This window comes from Rhizobium halophilum (assembly GCF_021648825.1).
Classification (GTDB): domain Bacteria; phylum Pseudomonadota; class Alphaproteobacteria; order Rhizobiales; family Rhizobiaceae; genus Neorhizobium; species Neorhizobium halophilum.
In genome coordinates this window covers 59,052-74,875 of sequence record NZ_JAKJHS010000006.1, presented here as the reverse complement: position 1 = coordinate 74,875, position 15,824 = coordinate 59,052, and the positions used below count along the sequence as shown (strand labels likewise).

Below are 15,824 nucleotides of genomic sequence, written 5' to 3'. Positions count from 1 at the left end.
AGAGTGAGCATCCCTGCAGTCTCTCACCCGATATCTTGGTCACGAGACAGAAGCTCTTCGAGCGAAGCGATGCTGTCGACGCACAGATCCGCATGGGGCTCCAACGTCCCGCGGGTTCCTGTTCCAGTGAGTACTCCGATCTTTGCGCCAACGCCGGCATTGACGCCCATCATAAGGTCGTGGGTATTATCACCCACGATAGCCACGCGTCGGGGCTCCAACTCAAGGGCGCTGCAAAAGCTTAAAACCATGCCAGCTTCAGGCTTGACCCCATAGCCGCTGTCGTAACCGGCCACGAAGTCTAGATAGCCGTCAATCTCAAAACGCCTGGCGGTCTGCCGGATCGAAAGTTCGTTGTCGCTGGAAGCAATGCCGAGCCTCAGTCCCCTTGCCTTCAGGCGCGAGAACAGCGACTGTAGATCCGTTACCGGTACTGCGTACTCCGTCGCCTGTACAAACAGGGCATCGAGCCGCAGCGTCAGCTCTTCTGCAGCCAAAGGCGACCCCGCTTCGATGAAGCCCGCTGCGATTTCTACGGCATTGCCCGCAGCAAAAAGGCTGTCGGCGCGTGTGTGGCCGGAGATGGGGTCCATACCGGCAGCCATCAGCAATCGTGTCTGGAGACGCTCGTCGCCTGCCGCAGCAAGTCGTGCGGCCTCCCGGTTCACCGGGCCCCAGCTCTCGTCATAGCGAATGAGGGTGCCGTCCTTGTCGAAGAGAATTCCTTCGATTCCGCGCAGAATGTTGCGGATCATTGCGCGGCAATGTTCCGCGGCTGCAGACGGGCAATGACCGTCAGCGGATTGATGTAGGGCTCAAGCGCCTTCACAGTCGCCGAGAGCGCGCCGCGCATCTCCTGGATCGTCTCCTGGCCGGCGTCGATCATCTTCTTGCGAGCGATGTCGTTGCTCAGCAGATAGTGCACGGCCTTGGCGAGCATCTCGGTATCACGAACAAGCCGGGCGCCGCCCCTGCGCACGAGATTGGAGTAGGCGTCGCGAAAGTTCTCCACCCGGCTGCCCGACAGCACCGCGCAACCAACCATCGCCGGCTCCATTGGGTTTTGCCCTCCCTCGCCCGTCAACGACCGGCCGACGAAAGCGACCTCCGTAAGTCGGAGGTAGAGACCCATCTCGCCCATGCTGTCGCCTAGGAAAATGTCCGTTTCCTCAGTCAAAATGTCGTCCCGGGAGCGCCTTGCCACCACGAGACCCTGAGCCTTCAACATTGTTTCGATCTCATCGGCCCGCTCCGGATGCCGGGGCACGATGATCGTCAGCTGCCCGTTTTTCCCCTTCAGGGCCTTGTGGATTTTGCCTGCTGCCTTCTCCTCGCCTTCAAAGGTCGAAATGGCAGCCCATGTCTTGCGGTCGCCGATCTGCTGGCGATAGCGCTCCACAAGCGTAGGATCGCAGGCAGGAGGATCGGTATCGCCCTTCAGATTGCCGGAGACCAGCACCGGCCAAGCCCCTAGGTCGCGGAAGCGTTCAGCATCGAGATCACTCTGCGCGACAACCAACGACATGCGGCCGAACAGAGCTTCTGCCACCTGGTCGTGGCGCTGCCAGCGCTCGAAGGAGCGATCGGAGATACGCGCGTTGACCCGGATTTGCGGGATCTTGCGCCGCGCGAGCTCCAGGACAGTCGTTGGCCATATCTCCGATTCTGCCGTGATGCAGGCGTCGGGCCGCCAGTAGCGCAGGAAGCGCTTGACCGGAAATTTGAGATCGATCGGAACGTATTGGTGGATAACCTGATCGCCGAGACGAGTGCGAACCAGTTCCGCAGAGGTTACGGTGCCTGTCGTCAGGAGGACGTGAATCTCACGGCGGCACAGTTCTCGCATCAGCGGGATGAGCGCCAGAGTTTCCCCCACGCTCGCCGAATGCAGCCAGATCAAAGGACCACGCGGACGAGGCTGACTTGCATAGCCGAAGCGTTCGTTGCGGCGCTGCCGGTCTTCCTTGCCCTTGTACGTACGGTAGGCAAGGTATGGCGCCGCGAGGGGATAGAGAACAATTCCCGCGACCCGGTATCCCGTCAGTGCCGCACGCGCCAACCCCTTGTTCATGGCAGATGCCTTCGATGGGTGGCTGCCTGCGCCAAGCTGGGTTGTCCTCCGTACAATCATCCCAGAAAGGACTCTTGCTTTAGAATTACGTCAAATTCAGGTTAGGACAGGATGCGATACCGGGGATGCGGTCGCCAAGCGGAAACCGCAGTTTATCCCCAATATGATGTTATTCGGCTTTAACTTCCGGGTCGAGCAGCTTGTGCATGTGGACGATGAAGTAACGCATCTCGGCGTTATCGACCGTCTGCTGCGCCTTGGCTCTCCATGCCATGAGCGCGCTGGCGTAATCTGGATAGATCCCGACCAAATCCAGCTTCGACAGATCTTTGAACTGTACGCCACTCAGGCTCGACAGTTCACCGCCGAATACCAAATGGAGGAGTTGCTTCTTTTCGCTTACTTCCGTCATGTCTCAACCCTTCACCAATCCCCCCGAAGGCACTGCTTGCGACAAGCGCTCCCGAAGGTCAACCCGTAGGATCGTCTGGCATGAACATCCGCAGCTTGTCCAGAGCATGCTCTGCGCCAGCACGAAGGACACCATGCTTGACGCTCTCGCGATTGTAGGTCAGCAGATTGCCATCGGCATCAACGAGCTGACCCCCTGCCCTTTCCAGGATGATGTCGGCAGCGGCCAGATCCCAGTCGTGTGAGTTGCGCTTGACGATCGTCCCGTCGATGGTGCCGTCAGCGGTCATGGCCAGGCGATAGGCGAGCGACGGAACGTGGCGAACACGCTGAACAGAACCGCGATGCTGCGGCTGGACGAGTTTCAGAACGTCTTCGGCAACAGCAAGCTTGAGAGGATTCCGCGACTGCGGGTGAGAAACAGCGATCGGCTCACCGTTCTTGAACGCCGGCTGGCCCAGCGCCGCGGAGAACTCCTCTCCCAGCGCCGGCGCGACAAGGACGCCTGCGACGGGGCGCCCGTGGTGGACGACGGCTACGGAGACACACCAGGTTTTCTCGCCGCCAATGAAAGCGCGGGTGCCATCGATGGGATCGACGACGAACAGCGTCTCGCGTCCTAAGCGGCCTACGTCGTCATCCGTCTCCTCCGAAAGCCAGCCGTAGTCTGGCCGGGCTTCGAGCAACATGCTGAGCAGCTTGTCGTTCGCGGCAAAATCCGCGGCACTAACGGGCGAGCGATCACCGTTTTTCCACCACACCTCTGGAGACTGCCCAAAATAGCCGAACGCAATCTTGCCGGCTTCCGCGGCCGCGAGTCTGATCAGCGCCAGATCCTCGCCCCAGCGATCAGGATGAGCATCCATGGCTAGCGTCCCGCCAGGGTCATGCCCTCTATTGCAATGGTCGGCGACGCCACTCCGAACTTCCGGTCGATGTCGTTGGCCGGCGTGAGCCGCATGAACATGTCTCTGAGGTTCGAAGCGATTGTCACCTCCGAAACAGGATAGGCCAGCTCACCGTTCTCGATCCAGAAACCGGTAGCGCCACGGCTGTACTCGCCGGTCACCATGTTGACACCCTGGCCGATCAATTCCGTCACATAGAAGCCCGTTCCGATACTGCGGATGAGATCCTCCGGCGCAACATCGCCAGGCTCCAGCGCAAGATTGGTGGAGGCGGCACCAACGGACGTTCCGCCGCGAACGCCACGACCATTCGTCGGCAGACCAAGCTCCCGCCCCGTCGAGGTGGAGAGGAACCAGTGCTTCAGGACGCCATCCTCGATCATCACCATGCGCTCGCCCATCACGCCCTCCCCATCGAAGGGGCGCGAAGACGAGCCGCGGACCTTCAGGGGGTCATCGCTGATGCTCAGGCCAGACTTCAGCACCTGTTGGCCCATCTTGTCCTTCAGGAAGCTCGTTTTGCGGGCAACGGCGCCGCCGTTGATTGCGCCGGCGATGTGGCCAACGAAGCCGCGCGCAATGCGCGGGTCGAAGACGACGGTCAAGTTCTTGCCCGTCGGGACCTGGCGGGGGTTGAGGCGTTTCACCACCCGCTCCCCTGCCCGCCGGCCGATCGTCTTCGGATCGTCGAGCTCGGCAAAATAGAGACGGCTATCGAAGTCGTAGTCGCGCTCCATCTTCGTGCCCTCACCGGCGATGACGCTGACGGAGCGGCCGAAGCGGCTGGCCGTGTAGCTGCCGGAGAAACCGTGGGAGGTGACCAAGACCAAGCCGCCCATGCCCGCCGACGCGCCGGCTCCCGAGGAGTTGCGAACGCCGTCCACATCCAGGGCCGCCTGCTCCATTTCAAGCGCAGCCTTCCGCAGGTCATCCGTCGGAACGTCCGTCGCATCGAACAGCTCGAGGTCTGGATACGAGCGGGCAAGGTCCTTCTCGTCCGCCAGACAGGCGTAGGGGTCTTCCGGCGAGACCTTCGCCATGGCCACGGCGCGCTCCGCCAGTGTCTTCAGGTCAAAACCAGGGTTTGCCGAGACGCTGGCGACGCGGTTGCCCACGAAAACGCGCAGCGAAAAGTCGTCACTTTCGGAGGCTTCCGTTCCCTCGACCTTGCCGAGCCGAACGTTAACCGATCGGGAGCGCGACCGGACGACAACGGCGTCTGCCTGGTCTGCCCCAGCCGCCTTGGCAAGATCGATCAAATGAGCTGCACGGGAAAGAAGGGGTTCGGAGTCAAATTCGGAGGTCATTGTGTACCTTTCGTTGCCGCTCCATTTATTGTGCGGCAAGTAAGGCATCAAGGCTCGCTTGCCGATTCTTCCGCCAACAGCACGGTTGCAGGGACTTTTCCATGACAATGTCAGGCTCGCTTTTCTCCCAGATGCTGCTGCTGCTCGCTGGTGCAGTGATTGCCGCTCCGATCTTCCGCAAGCTGGGGCTCGGCACCGTTCTCGGGTACCTGGCAGCCGGCGTTGTCATCGGACCGGTCCTGCAGCAGATCACGGAAGCGGAAGAAGTTCTGCATGTGGCCGAGTTCGGCATCGTGTTCCTGCTTTTCATCGTAGGCTTGGAGTTGAAGCCGTCGCGGCTCTGGCAGATGCGCGGGGATGTCTTCGGTCTTGGCACTGCTCAGGTCGTCTTATCGGGCGTATGTCTCACTGGCTTCTCATTGCTGGCAGGCATAGCCGACTGGCGCGGCAGCCTGGTGATCGGCTTTGGCCTGGCCCTTTCCTCCACGGCCTTCGCCCTGCAGATCCTCAGCGACGACGGTGACTTGAATAGCCGGTACGGGCAGCGGTCGTTCTCGATCCTGCTGTTCCAGGATCTGGCGATCGTGCCGCTGCTCGCCCTTGTCAGCATCCTTGCATCCGGTGCCGGCGAAACGGAGGCTTCCGTGATGACCGGGATTGTTTTTGCCATCGGCGCCATCGCGGCGATGATCCTCGCCGGACGATATTTCCTGACGCCACTTTTCCAGGTGATCGCCCGCACGGGTGCGCGCGAGGTGATGATCGCCACCGCTTTGCTGATCGTGCTGGGATCTGCGGCGGCGATGCATGCAGTCGGGCTTTCGATGGCCATGGGTGCTTTTTTGGCCGGCGTGATGCTGGCGGAATCCTCCTATCGGCACGAGTTGGAGGCGGACATTGAACCCTTTCGCGGATTGCTGCTTGCGCTGTTCTTCATGGCGGTCGGCCTGTCGCTTGAAGTCGCGGTGCTGTGGGAGGAGCTTCTTTTCATTCTGGTCGCAGTGCCGGTTGTGATGGTCACCAAGGGGGTGATCACCTATGCTCTCTGCCGCATCCTGGGCTCGCCGCGCGACGATGCGTTACGGATCGCGTTCCTGCTTCCGCAGGGCGGAGAGTTCGGCTTCGTGCTCTTCACCACCGCTGTCGGTGTCGGTCTACTGGCTTCCGAAACCGCATCGCTGCTGATCGCAGTCGTGACCATCTCGATGGCGCTGACACCGCTTGGTGCCGCACTGGCGCGCCGGATGATGAGGGTGGATCACGAGGAACTGGAGGAAGACTACGAGGGCGCCGGTGCCGACGTCCTGATGATCGGCTTCTCGCGTTTCGGGCAAATCTCGGCCCAGATCCTGTTGGCCGGTGGGAGCGAGGTGACGGTAATCGACGATTCGGCCGACCGGATCCGGCAAGCGGCGTCTTTCGGCTTCCGCATCTATTACGGCGACGGCACGCGAAAGGAGGTGCTGCTGGCATCCGGGATCGAGAAGGCAAAGATCGTTGCCGTGCTGACGCAGAACCGGGAGACCACCGACAAGATCGTCGATCTCATCCGATCGGAGTTTCCCAATGTGCGCATTTTCGTCCGCTCCTATGACCGTATCCACACGATTTCGCTGCGGGCTCGAGGCGTGGACTACGAACTGCGCGAAACGCTGGAATCAGGACTGCTGTTCGGGCGTAAGAGCTTGGAGGCACTCGGTATGAGCACAGCAGAAGCGATGGCGATCGAAGACGATATTCGCAAGCGGGACGAGGAGCGGCTATTGATCCAGGCAGCCGACGGACTGATGGCGGGTCGCCATATGCTGCACAACCGGCCGGTCAAGCCCGAACCTCTCATCAAGCCAAAGCATGCTCCTGCACCGGCCCATGACAGCCTGGCAGCCGACGAGGGCACCAGCTAGCCTTCGGCTGCCAAATAAATCGCATCGACGGCACGCTTCAGGTCGTCTTTCACGCCCAGGGAATGGGTGAGGATTTCTTCGGCCTTGCGGAAATCCAGCACCCGATAGCGATTGACCGGAGGGCGCAGGAAGATGTGCGGCGGCTGCAGCCGGAGCTTCATTGCAATCGCCGACTGCATCATCAGCTGACTGGCGCCGAACATGCTGTCGATGCGGCTGGGGGCCTGAGAGCCATCCCCTTGCGGCGCGCCTACGACATCAACGCCGATCACGACATCCGCCAGGTTCATCAGGTGGTCATAGGGGATCGGGTTGAAGACGCCGCCGTCGATCATGATGCGGCCGTTGATGCGCACCGGCATGAAAATGCCCGGCAGAGCCGCCGAGGCGGCAATTGCGGTGGCGAGATTTCCCGATTCGAGAACCACCTCGGACTGGCCGTAGTAGTCGGTAGCCAAGACCTTCAGCGGAATCTTGAGACTTTCGAAGTCCTCTGGGATTGCAGGCGGAAGCAGTGCCTTCAGTACCAGCTCCAGGTTGAACTGGCCGAGCTTGAAGCCCCCCAGCGTATCGCGCATGGACGCAGGCCCTAGGCTCCAGAGCTTGTTGGTAAGTGTGCCGCGCGGACCGACGGTTTCCAGCGTATACTCATGGATCTCGCGGCCGGACATGCCGGCAGCCATGCCTGCGCCCATGATTGCGCCGATGGATGAGCCCGCAATGGCCACAGGCCGGATCCCCAGCTCATCGAGCGCCTCGACAACGCAGATGTGGGAAATTCCTCTCGCGCCGCCGCCGCCGAAGGCGACCGCAAAGGTGAGTTCACGGTTGGCTCGATTTACGTCTGCATCGGGAAGGGCAAGCCTGGTGGTCATCCACGTATCCCGATCATTCCGGCTGATAACGCAAGAAATGCATGCGGGTGTCGCCAAAGACGCGCTGCTCCAGAAGTTTGAAGGCCGGATCCGGCTTTGGTGTTACGTCGGCGCGTTCCTCGAGGATGGCAAGCGCACCCGGCTCCAGCCAGCCCCCGGCGTGGGCTGCCAGCAACGCAGCTTCGCCGAGGCCGGCGCCATAGGGCGGATCGGCAAAGAGAAGCTGAAACGGCTCGATCGTCCCCGTAGGGCCAAGCTTGGTGGCGTCCCTTCGCAAGATGCGGGCACGACCGTGCAGGCCGAGCGCATCGATGTTTTCCCAAAGCAGCCCCCTGCCCTCGACGCTGTTTTCCACGAAGAGGGCTGACCTGCAGCCGCGCGACAAGGCCTCGATGCCGACGGCCCCAGTGCCGGCGAAGAGATCGATCACCCGCGTCTGCTGCAGGGCCTGGGGATAAACATGACCGATGATGTTGAACAGGCTTTCGCGTGTCCGATCGATGGTCGGCCGTATGTCGTTCGATTTCGGGCCGGCCAGAGTGCGGCCGCGGAATTCACCTCCGACGATACGCATGGCAGCTTATCCCCGAGGTGTACGGGGCTTGCCGCCCGAAGGACGGCCTCCGGGTCGACCGCCGCTGGGCTTGCCGCGATTGCCGGCAGGTTTTCCACCAGCAGGCTTGCCGCCATAGGATTTGCTGCCACCGGGCTTGCCGCCAAAGGATTTGCCGCGGGGCTTGTCACCGAAGGGGCGCGCGCCAGCGGGGCGTTCACCCCGCGACCTGTCGCTGCGAGTTTCATCGCTTCTAGGCCTATCGCTGTGGGGCCGATCACGGTTCGGACGAGCAGCGCGTTCGCCACGCGATTGGTCGGACGAGGGGCGCTCGCCGCGCGACGGGCGGTCGCCTCTTGGCCGATCGTTTCGGGGCTGATCACGGTGAGGACGGTCGCCGAAGGAGCGCTTGCCGCCCTCCTCGCGCCGGGCTGGCGCATCTTCGCCACGGATCCAGTCCCTGTCTTCGGCGACACGATTGACCACGACCTGGCGGTCGTTGTGCGGCTTGGGCCTTTCGAACAAACGCTCGGCGTCTGCCCTCGCCGATGCCCTTTTTTCTTTCACATCGGTGGTCGGCCGGGCGCCTGGGGCCATCCATACGTTGGCAGTGCGGGAGGTTCCCATCGGCGGACGCTTCTTCGGCTTTTCGTCGTCGAAGCTGCGCTCCTCGCGGAAGCCGCCACGGGCTGATTTGCCGGAGACGCCACGATCGTCGCGTCCCGACTGGGGCCGGCCCGGCGCCTTGTCGCGCCTGGGTTCTTCGCGCCGAGCGTCACGCGAACGCGCCTCCTGCGGGTGGGCTTCCTTGGACCAGCCGCCCTTGTCGCGCTTCGCCGGCCTTTCGGCATGATCGGCAGAGGCCTCCTCACTGCCCGTCTCGTTGTAGATCGGCGCGTCAAAATTTGCCTTCGCATCCTCGATCAGGCGCGGGCCGAGCTGGTCGCGTAGCGTGCGGCCGCGCACCTCTATCACCTGACCTTCCGGGAGATCGCCAAGCTGGAATGGGCCATAGGAGATGCGAATGAGGCGGTTCACCTCCAGACCGAGCGCGCCCAGGACATTCTTGATCTCGCGGTTCTTGCCTTCGCGCAGCCCCATGGTGAGCCAGACGTTGCGACCTTGCTGACGGTCAAGTGTTGCTTCGATGGCACCATAAAGCACCCCTTCGACGGCGATGCCCTCTTTCAGCTTATCGAGATCGGCCTGCTCCACTTCACCATGCGCCCGGACACGGTAACGTCGAAGCCAGCCGGTGGTCGGCAGTTCGAGGACGCGTGAAAGCCCACCATCATTGGTCAGCAGCAGCAGCCCTTCGGTATTAATGTCCAAACGACCTATCGACAGGACGCGCGGCAAGCTTTCAGGAAGATTATCGAAGACGGTGTCACGGCCTTCCGGATCGGAATTGGTCGTCACCAAGCCCGCCGGCTTGTGGTAGAGCCAGAGGCGCGTACGCTCGATGCCGCGGATCGGATGACCGTCCACTTCGATGCGGTCTTCCAGAGTGGCGTTGACCACCGGCGTGTCCAGCAGCTGACCGTTCAGCCGCACTCGACCTTCCATGATCATGCGCTCGACATCCCGGCGGGAAGCGACGCCTGCTCGGGCAAGAATCTTGGAGATGCGCTCAGGCTTGGCCGGCCCATCCGTCATAGCTGCGGCTGCACGGGCCGGCGCAGTCTTCACCGGCTTTGCGAGGTTTCCGGAAACAGCCGCTTCGCCCGCGTTCTTCCTCGGCTTAAGTCCTCCCTTGGCCGAGAATCCGCTCTTGGTTTCGGCTCTGGGTTTCGTTTCGCGGACGAAGGGCTTGGCTCCGCCGCGCTTCGGCTTGTCTTTGGGTGTCATTTGTTGTTTGCCTGAAGCATGATGTCGAACGGATTGATCCGGACATTCAAGTTGATTGAGGTGCGTCTTGAGCTCCCCTATCGGGAGGCGCAGGTTTTGTTGCTTCCTACCAGTTTGCGGGACGCGGGTTAAGAGGAAATCGCCGGTCGTGACGAAGAGAACCGGTTTCATGGAAGAAGCGCTGGAAGAGGCGCGTCGGTCGGCAGAGCGCGGCGAGATTCCCGTTGGCGCGGTTCTGGTCATGAACGGCGCGATCATCGCGCGCTCCGGAAATCGGACCCGGGCGGAAAACGATGTTTCAGCTCATGCAGAGATTGTGGTCATCCGCGAAGCGTCCCGACTCCTTCAGCAGGAGCGTCTTGACGAAGCCGATCTTTACGTGACGCTCGAGCCTTGCACCATGTGCGCGGGCGCCATTTCGTTTGCCCGCATCCGGCGTCTTTATTACGCAGCTGAGGACCCGAAAGGTGGCGCCGTCGACAATGGCGTGCGCTTCTTCTGCCAGCCCACCTGCCACCACGCGCCGGACGTCTACTCGGGGCTAGCGGAATCAGAGTCGGCGCAATTGCTGACCAGCTTCTTCAAGTCGCGCCGATAGGGTTGGCGGAACGCCCTTTACTGAAAAGGCTTCCACCAACTGGAACTCTGCTGGGCAGCTTGGGCTTCCTTTTTACGACGACGCTCCTTCTTCGCCTCCGGCTCGCCGAGATCGTCGAGGGCGGCGGCATCAACCGCGCGATACTCAGCCGGTGGATCCGTCAAAGAGCGACGGCGTGAGGTGATGTCGACGGAATCCACGTTCTGCTTGGCCTGCCGAAAGGCCTCCCACTTCTGGGTTTCCGTCATCTGCCCCGCCTGACCCTTACCGGCAAGCAAAGGCGAGCGATAGCGCGGGTTGTTCTCGTTCTCGGCCGCTTCCTGGCGCAGGCGCTCCCGCGTCTCCTCAGGAGACTCCACCCATGCCGGATTGTTCTCGCGACTGGCCAACGACGCCTGAGGTGGCGGCAAAGACCTGTCCTGCGCAGCAACCACCAGCTTTGGCCGCGGGTTGTACTTTAGGTTCCGATTTTCCTGATTGCCGGTGATCGATACAGAACTGCCGAGGTCATCGACCAATTGTTCCGTGGCGCTCTTGCCCGTGCCGTACGTCGGACTGGCCATGCAGCCGGAGAGAGCTACAACCCCGGCCAAGATGCCGGCTACGCTCAAAGCGGCGCGATATCCGTGCGTCGTCTTCATCAACACCCTTCCAGCGGCGCCCGTCGTTCGACGCCTCGATAGTTCCGCATGCTTGGGGCCTGATGGAAAAATCCGGCCAATTTCGGGCAGATGTACCGGATGATACGGCAAAGCGCAATCATCCGGCAGGCCGTTCATCAGCCAAGGCGGCCAAGCTGCGCCAGTTCCCGAAGGGCAGCGGCGTCCCGTGCAGAGACGTCCGGATAGTCTGGATTCGAACCGACGTCGCGGGTGATCTTCCAAGACCGGGCGCACTTCGTCCCTGCCGCAAGCTGCGGCTCCACGGCAACCTTGGTGCCATCTTCCAAGCGGAAGGCGCCGGTCGGACCTTCGCCCGCGACCACAGAAATATCCGAGGTGATGCAGATTTCAGCGAAGTCGAGCCCTTCCAGCGCCTTAATCAGCTCGGGATCTGCGACATGGACGACCGGAGCTGCCTCAAGCGATGAGCCGATCCGCTTCTCCTTGCGCTCCACTTCCAGCGCCCCCGTGACGGCACGGCGGACGGTGCGAACTTTTCTCCACTTCTCCGCCAGCCCCTCGTTTTTCCAGCCTTCCGGAAGCTCCGGAAACTGTTCGAGATGGACGGAAACAGCGTCCGGATCGCGCGACAGCCATGCTTCCTCGGTTGTGAACGGCATCATCGGCGCAAACCAGAGCACCAGGCAGTCGAAAAGCTTTCGGATGACGTAAAGAGATGCGCGCCGCTTCACGCTGGACGGAGCGTCGCAGTAAAGCGCATCCTTGCGGATGTCGAAGTAGAAGGCCGAGAGTTCCACATTCGCGAAGTCAGACAACGCACGGACGATCCGCTTGAAGTCGAATTCATCATAGCCCTTGCGCACCAGTTCATCGAGCTCGGAAAGCCGATGCAGCATCAGCTTCTCGAGTTCCGGCAGGTCGCCGTAGGCCATCTCGTCGCCATGGTCGTGGGCGAGCGTGCCGAGCATCCAGCGGATCGTATTGCGGATCTTCCGATAGCTGTCGATGTTGGTCTGTATGATCGTCTTGCCGAGGCGCTGGTCTTCCCAGTAGTCGGTGTTCATCACCCACAAGCGCAGAATATCCGCGCCCGACTGGCTCATGACCTCCTGCGGCGTGACAGTGTTGCCGAGCGACTTCGACATCTTGCGTCCGTCTTCGGCCATGGTGAAGCCGTGGGTGACGACGGCGTTATACGGCGCGCGGCCGCGGGTGGCGCAGCTTTCCAGGAGCGAGGAATGGAACCAGCCGCGGTGCTGGTCGGAGCCTTCCAGGTAGACGTCCGCCGGCCATTTCAGGTCCGGGCGGTCCTCGAGCGTGAAGGTGTGGGTGGAGCCCGAGTCGAACCAGACGTCGAGGATATCGGTGACCATCTGCCACTTCTCGCCGTCATGCTCCTTACCTAGGAACCGCTCTTTAGCGCCCTCGGCGAACCAGGCATCTGCCCCTTCCTTCTCGAAGGCTTCAAGGATACGGGCGTTGACGGCATCGTCCTGCAGCACGTTGCCGTCAACGTCAGCGAAAACGCAGATCGGCACGCCCCAGGCGCGCTGGCGCGACAAGACCCAGTCCGGGCGCTGCTCGATCATCGCGCGCAGGCGGTTCTGGCCGCCCGCGGGGACGAAGCGGGTCTGGTCAATCGCGGACAGCGCGCGGCTGCGCAGCGTCGTGCCGTCGCCGAGTTCCTTGTCCATGTAGACGAACCATTGCGGCGTGTTTCGGAAGATCACCGGCTTCTTCGAGCGCCAGGAATGGGGGTAGTCGTGCTTGATGCGGCCACGGGCGAAGAGCTGCCTGAATTCGATCAACGCCTCGATGACGCGCTTGTTGGCATCACCCTTCTTACCGTTGTCGTCGAGCACGCGGGCGGCACCGCCTTCGGCGGAGGGTCCGAAGCCTGGGGCATCTTCAGTGTAGAACCCTGCATCGTCGACCGGGAACGGGATCTTGGTCTCGATGCCGAGCGCTTCCAGTTCCTTGATGCTGCTCATCCAGGCATCGAAGTCCTCACGCCCGTGGGATGGCGCCGTGTGGACGAAGCCCGTACCGGCATCATCGGTTACGTGGTCACCGGCCAGCAGAGGAACGCGGAACTCATAGCCACCACCAAATTGCCGCAGCGGATGCATGCAGAGCAGGCGACCCAACTCATCGGCTCCGATATTGCGCAGCTTCTTGTATTGCAGCTTTGCCTTCTTGAAAGACTCCTCCGCCAGCTTTTCGGCGAAGATCATCTTTTCACCCGGCTTCGGACCGTAGTCGTTTTCTGCCTCTGTTACCTGGTAGAGCGCATACTGGACTTTTGGCGAAAACGCGATGGCGCGATTGCCGGGGATCGTCCAGGGCGTCGTCGTCCAGATAACGATGGAGGCGCTTTGCAGGTCGCCGAGCGCACCGCCCTCAGAGTTCTGTCTGATCACTTCCTGCCGGAACTCATCGCCCTGCTCAAGCGCAACGCCCGGCTCGATCATGCGCAGGATCGGGAACTTGACCCAGATCGTGTCGCTCTCGACCTCGGCATACTCCACCTCGGCTTCGGCCAGAGCCGTTCGCTCGACGACCGACCACATGATCGGTTTGGAGCCGCGATAAAGCTGGCCGGATCGAGCGATCTTCAACAACTCTCCGGCGATGCGTGCTTCGGCGTGGAAGGCCATCGTCGTGTACGGGTTGTCGAAGTCGCCCTCGATGCCCAATCTGCGAAACTCTTCCGACTGCACGTCGATCCAGCCTTGCGCGAACTCACGGCACTCCTGCCGGAATTCGTTGACCGGCACCTCGTTCTTGTCCTTGCCCTTCTCGCGATATTTCTCCTCGATCTTCCATTCGATCGGAAGGCCGTGGCAGTCCCAGCCGGGAACGTAGTTCGAGTCATAGCCACGCATCTGGAAGGAGCGGGTGATGACGTCCTTCAGCACCTTGTTCAGTGCGTGGCCGATGTGGATGTTGCCGTTGGCATAGGGCGGACCGTCATGGAGGACAAACTTTTCGCGGCCGGCAGCGGAGGCGCGCAGGCGCTTGTATAGTCCCATCTCCTTCCACTTCTTCGCCAATTCCGGTTCCTTCTGGGGAAGGCCGGCGCGCATCGGAAACTCGGTCTCCGGCAAGTAGAGCGTCTTGGAGTAGTCGATCTTTTCTGCAGTATCGGTCATGGATCAGCCATTGGATGGGGCGACATCGTCGCGCGGATTGTGTCATGGAGCGGCGGCAAGCGCGCGGATAGCGCCAAGAACCCGGACCCTCCCGCTGCTCAAGCTGCCGGGAGAGCCGGGCCGATAATTCGAATGATCCGGGCCGCGGATTGATAGGTCATGATGGGCGTTCTTAGGGGGTTTCCGCCGCAAAAGAAAGAGCATCGGCAAGGCTTCACCGTCCGAGCCTAGTCGGCGGCATCCTTCGCGACGACGGCACGCAAGGCGTCGTTGATGCGATCCTGCCAGCCGGGACCGTCCTTCTGGAAATACTCGAGTATCATGCTGTCCAGCTTGAGGGAGACCAACTCCTTCACTTCCGGTAGCGCACGCCTCTCCTGCGCGGGCGCAGCGGGCTTTTTCGCAGTCTTGAACAACGCCTCCGCGGCATCCATCGGATTTACGGGGCGGCGCGGGGTGCTTGCCATCAGCCTTGTCTTTCTTGCTCGTGTCGTTGTTTCAGGTGCGTGGACTAGGCGCCAGAATGGCGGGAGGGTCAAGGCCAAGCGGTGTGCTACGAAGTAGGCTTTAAGCTCGCGCGTGGCGCCGTCAGAACGCGATCGTGGAATCCAGGCGACTGAGGGGCCTTACACTGGAAAGAAGCGCCCTCGCCTCCTCCTCGTCGCGCCTCATCTGCTCCACCAGCGGCTCGAGCCCGTCAAACTTCAGTTCGTCGCGCAGATGCCCAAAGAAGGAAACCGAACAGGTCTGGCCATAGAGATCGCCGGAGAAGTCGAACACGTAGGTTTCAAGAAGCGGTGCACCACGCTCGGTTACCGTCGGCCGACGCCCGTAGCTTGCGACACCGTCGCGGATCGTGCCGTCAGCCGTGCGAAGGTGGACAGCATAGATGCCCGCCTTCAGTTCCGTTTCCGGTGGAAGCGACATATTGGCGGTAGGGTAACCGAGCGTGCGGCCGAGCTTCTCGCCGCCGATAATCTCAGCCTCCACCGTGTAGCGGTAGCCAAGAAGGCCTGCAGCGGCTGCGACATCGCCTTGTGCCAGCAGCGACCGAATCCGACTGGAGGAGATGACATCGGCATTTTCGTCGCGGAATGCATCCACCAGGCTGACCATGAACCCCAGGCGTTCTCCTGCCGCCATCAAATAGGCGGGACCGCCTTCTCGTCCTTTGCCGAAGTGGAAGTCGAAGCCCGTGACCACCGCTGAGGCCTGCAGCCAGTCCACCAGGACCGACTGGACAAACTCCTCAGCGGAGCGCTGGGAGAATTCCTTGTCGAACGGGTAGTCGATCACGCATTGAAAACCGACAGCCTCCAGCAGGCGCGCCTTGAGCGGGGCCGGCGTCAGCCGATAGACCGGCCGATCCGGCTGGAAGACGGTGCGCGGGTGCGGCTCGAAGGTTAGCACGAGCGGCGGAGCGCCGCTTGTTTCCGACAAGGCGAGCGCTCGCTCCAGAACGCTGCGATGGCCCCGGTGAACGCCGTCGAAATTGCCTATTGCCACGACCCCGCCCTTCAGACGATCGGGCAGAGGCTCCTTCTTCTCGTTGCGATGAAATACGGTCATAGGCG

At 61.7% G+C, this 15,824-nt stretch carries 14 protein-coding genes; 2 read left to right on the top strand and 12 right to left on the bottom strand.

The genetic code is table 11. The annotated features are described in order from the left end of the window. Positions 1–23: 23 nt before the first annotated feature. The 5 genes from LXM96_RS13000 to LXM96_RS12980 form a co-directional block, all read right to left on the bottom strand. Positions 24–755 carry an HAD family hydrolase gene (locus LXM96_RS13000; protein WP_239998983.1) on the bottom strand — a complete coding sequence of 244 codons (732 nt, stop codon included), beginning with the start codon at positions 753–755 and terminating at the stop codon, positions 24–26. Further along, positions 752–2,071 (bottom strand): lipid IV(A) 3-deoxy-D-manno-octulosonic acid transferase, encoded by a 1,320-nt coding sequence (gene waaA, locus LXM96_RS12995; protein WP_239998982.1) that lies wholly within the window; start codon positions 2,069–2,071, stop codon positions 752–754. The genes LXM96_RS13000 and waaA overlap by 4 nt, the downstream gene beginning before the upstream one ends. A gap of 169 nt (positions 2,072–2,240) precedes the next feature. After that, positions 2,241–2,483, bottom strand: a complete 243-nt coding sequence (locus tag LXM96_RS12990) for a DUF4170 domain-containing protein (protein ID WP_239998981.1) — start codon at positions 2,481–2,483, stop codon at positions 2,241–2,243. 58 nt (positions 2,484–2,541) lie between these two features. Beyond that, positions 2,542–3,348 carry a 3'(2'),5'-bisphosphate nucleotidase CysQ gene (locus LXM96_RS12985; RefSeq protein WP_239998980.1) on the bottom strand — a complete coding sequence of 269 codons (807 nt, stop codon included), beginning with the start codon at positions 3,346–3,348 and terminating at the stop codon, positions 2,542–2,544. A 2-nt stretch (positions 3,349–3,350) separates the two neighbouring features. Beyond that, a complete protein-coding gene (locus LXM96_RS12980; protein WP_239998979.1) occupies positions 3,351–4,697 on the bottom strand; it encodes a TldD/PmbA family protein in 1,347 nt (448 codons plus the stop codon). Between the two features lie 101 nt (positions 4,698–4,798). Between LXM96_RS12980 and LXM96_RS12975 the strand changes: the two genes are divergently transcribed. After that, positions 4,799–6,601 (top strand): monovalent cation:proton antiporter-2 (CPA2) family protein, encoded by a 1,803-nt coding sequence (locus LXM96_RS12975; RefSeq protein ID WP_239998978.1) that lies wholly within the window; start codon positions 4,799–4,801, stop codon positions 6,599–6,601. Here the strand turns inward: LXM96_RS12975 and LXM96_RS12970 are convergent. The 3 genes from LXM96_RS12970 to LXM96_RS12960 are packed head-to-tail and all read right to left on the bottom strand — an operon-like array spanning position 6,598 to position 9,877. Continuing rightward, positions 6,598–7,476: a patatin-like phospholipase family protein gene (locus LXM96_RS12970; RefSeq protein WP_239998977.1), complete on the bottom strand. Its 879-nt coding sequence runs from the start codon at positions 7,474–7,476 to the stop codon at positions 6,598–6,600. The two genes, LXM96_RS12975 and LXM96_RS12970, sit on opposite strands and share 4 nt — an antisense overlap. A gap of 13 nt (positions 7,477–7,489) precedes the next feature. After that, positions 7,490–8,050, bottom strand: a complete 561-nt coding sequence (gene rsmD / locus LXM96_RS12965; protein ID WP_239998976.1) for a 16S rRNA (guanine(966)-N(2))-methyltransferase RsmD — start codon at positions 8,048–8,050, stop codon at positions 7,490–7,492. Between the two features lie 6 nt (positions 8,051–8,056). Continuing rightward, positions 8,057–9,877 (bottom strand): pseudouridine synthase, encoded by a 1,821-nt coding sequence (locus LXM96_RS12960; protein WP_239998975.1) that lies wholly within the window; start codon positions 9,875–9,877, stop codon positions 8,057–8,059. 148 nt (positions 9,878–10,025) lie between these two features. Between LXM96_RS12960 and LXM96_RS12955 the strand changes: the two genes are divergently transcribed. After that, complete coding sequence (locus LXM96_RS12955; RefSeq protein WP_239998974.1) at positions 10,026–10,475, top strand: nucleoside deaminase; 450 nt, start codon at positions 10,026–10,028, stop codon at positions 10,473–10,475. Positions 10,476–10,492: 17 nt separating this feature from the next. On the opposite strand, the gene LXM96_RS12950 is transcribed toward LXM96_RS12955, so the two are convergent. From LXM96_RS12950 to LXM96_RS12935, 4 genes are all read right to left on the bottom strand, one after another. Next, the gene (locus tag LXM96_RS12950) at positions 10,493–11,116 is read right to left on the bottom strand and encodes a hypothetical protein (protein ID WP_394801956.1); all 624 of its coding nucleotides are present in this window, start codon (positions 11,114–11,116) and stop codon (positions 10,493–10,495) included. A gap of 137 nt (positions 11,117–11,253) precedes the next feature. After that, positions 11,254–14,250, bottom strand: coding sequence for an isoleucine--tRNA ligase (gene ileS / locus LXM96_RS12945; RefSeq protein ID WP_239998973.1), 2,997 nt, complete (start codon positions 14,248–14,250; stop codon positions 11,254–11,256). Positions 14,251–14,477: 227 nt separating this feature from the next. Next, positions 14,478–14,717: a BrnA antitoxin family protein gene (locus tag LXM96_RS12940; RefSeq protein WP_239998972.1), complete on the bottom strand. Its 240-nt coding sequence runs from the start codon at positions 14,715–14,717 to the stop codon at positions 14,478–14,480. Between the two features lie 121 nt (positions 14,718–14,838). Then, positions 14,839–15,819: a bifunctional riboflavin kinase/FAD synthetase gene (locus LXM96_RS12935; RefSeq protein WP_239998971.1), complete on the bottom strand. Its 981-nt coding sequence runs from the start codon at positions 15,817–15,819 to the stop codon at positions 14,839–14,841. Between the last annotated feature and the right edge of the window lie 5 nt (positions 15,820–15,824).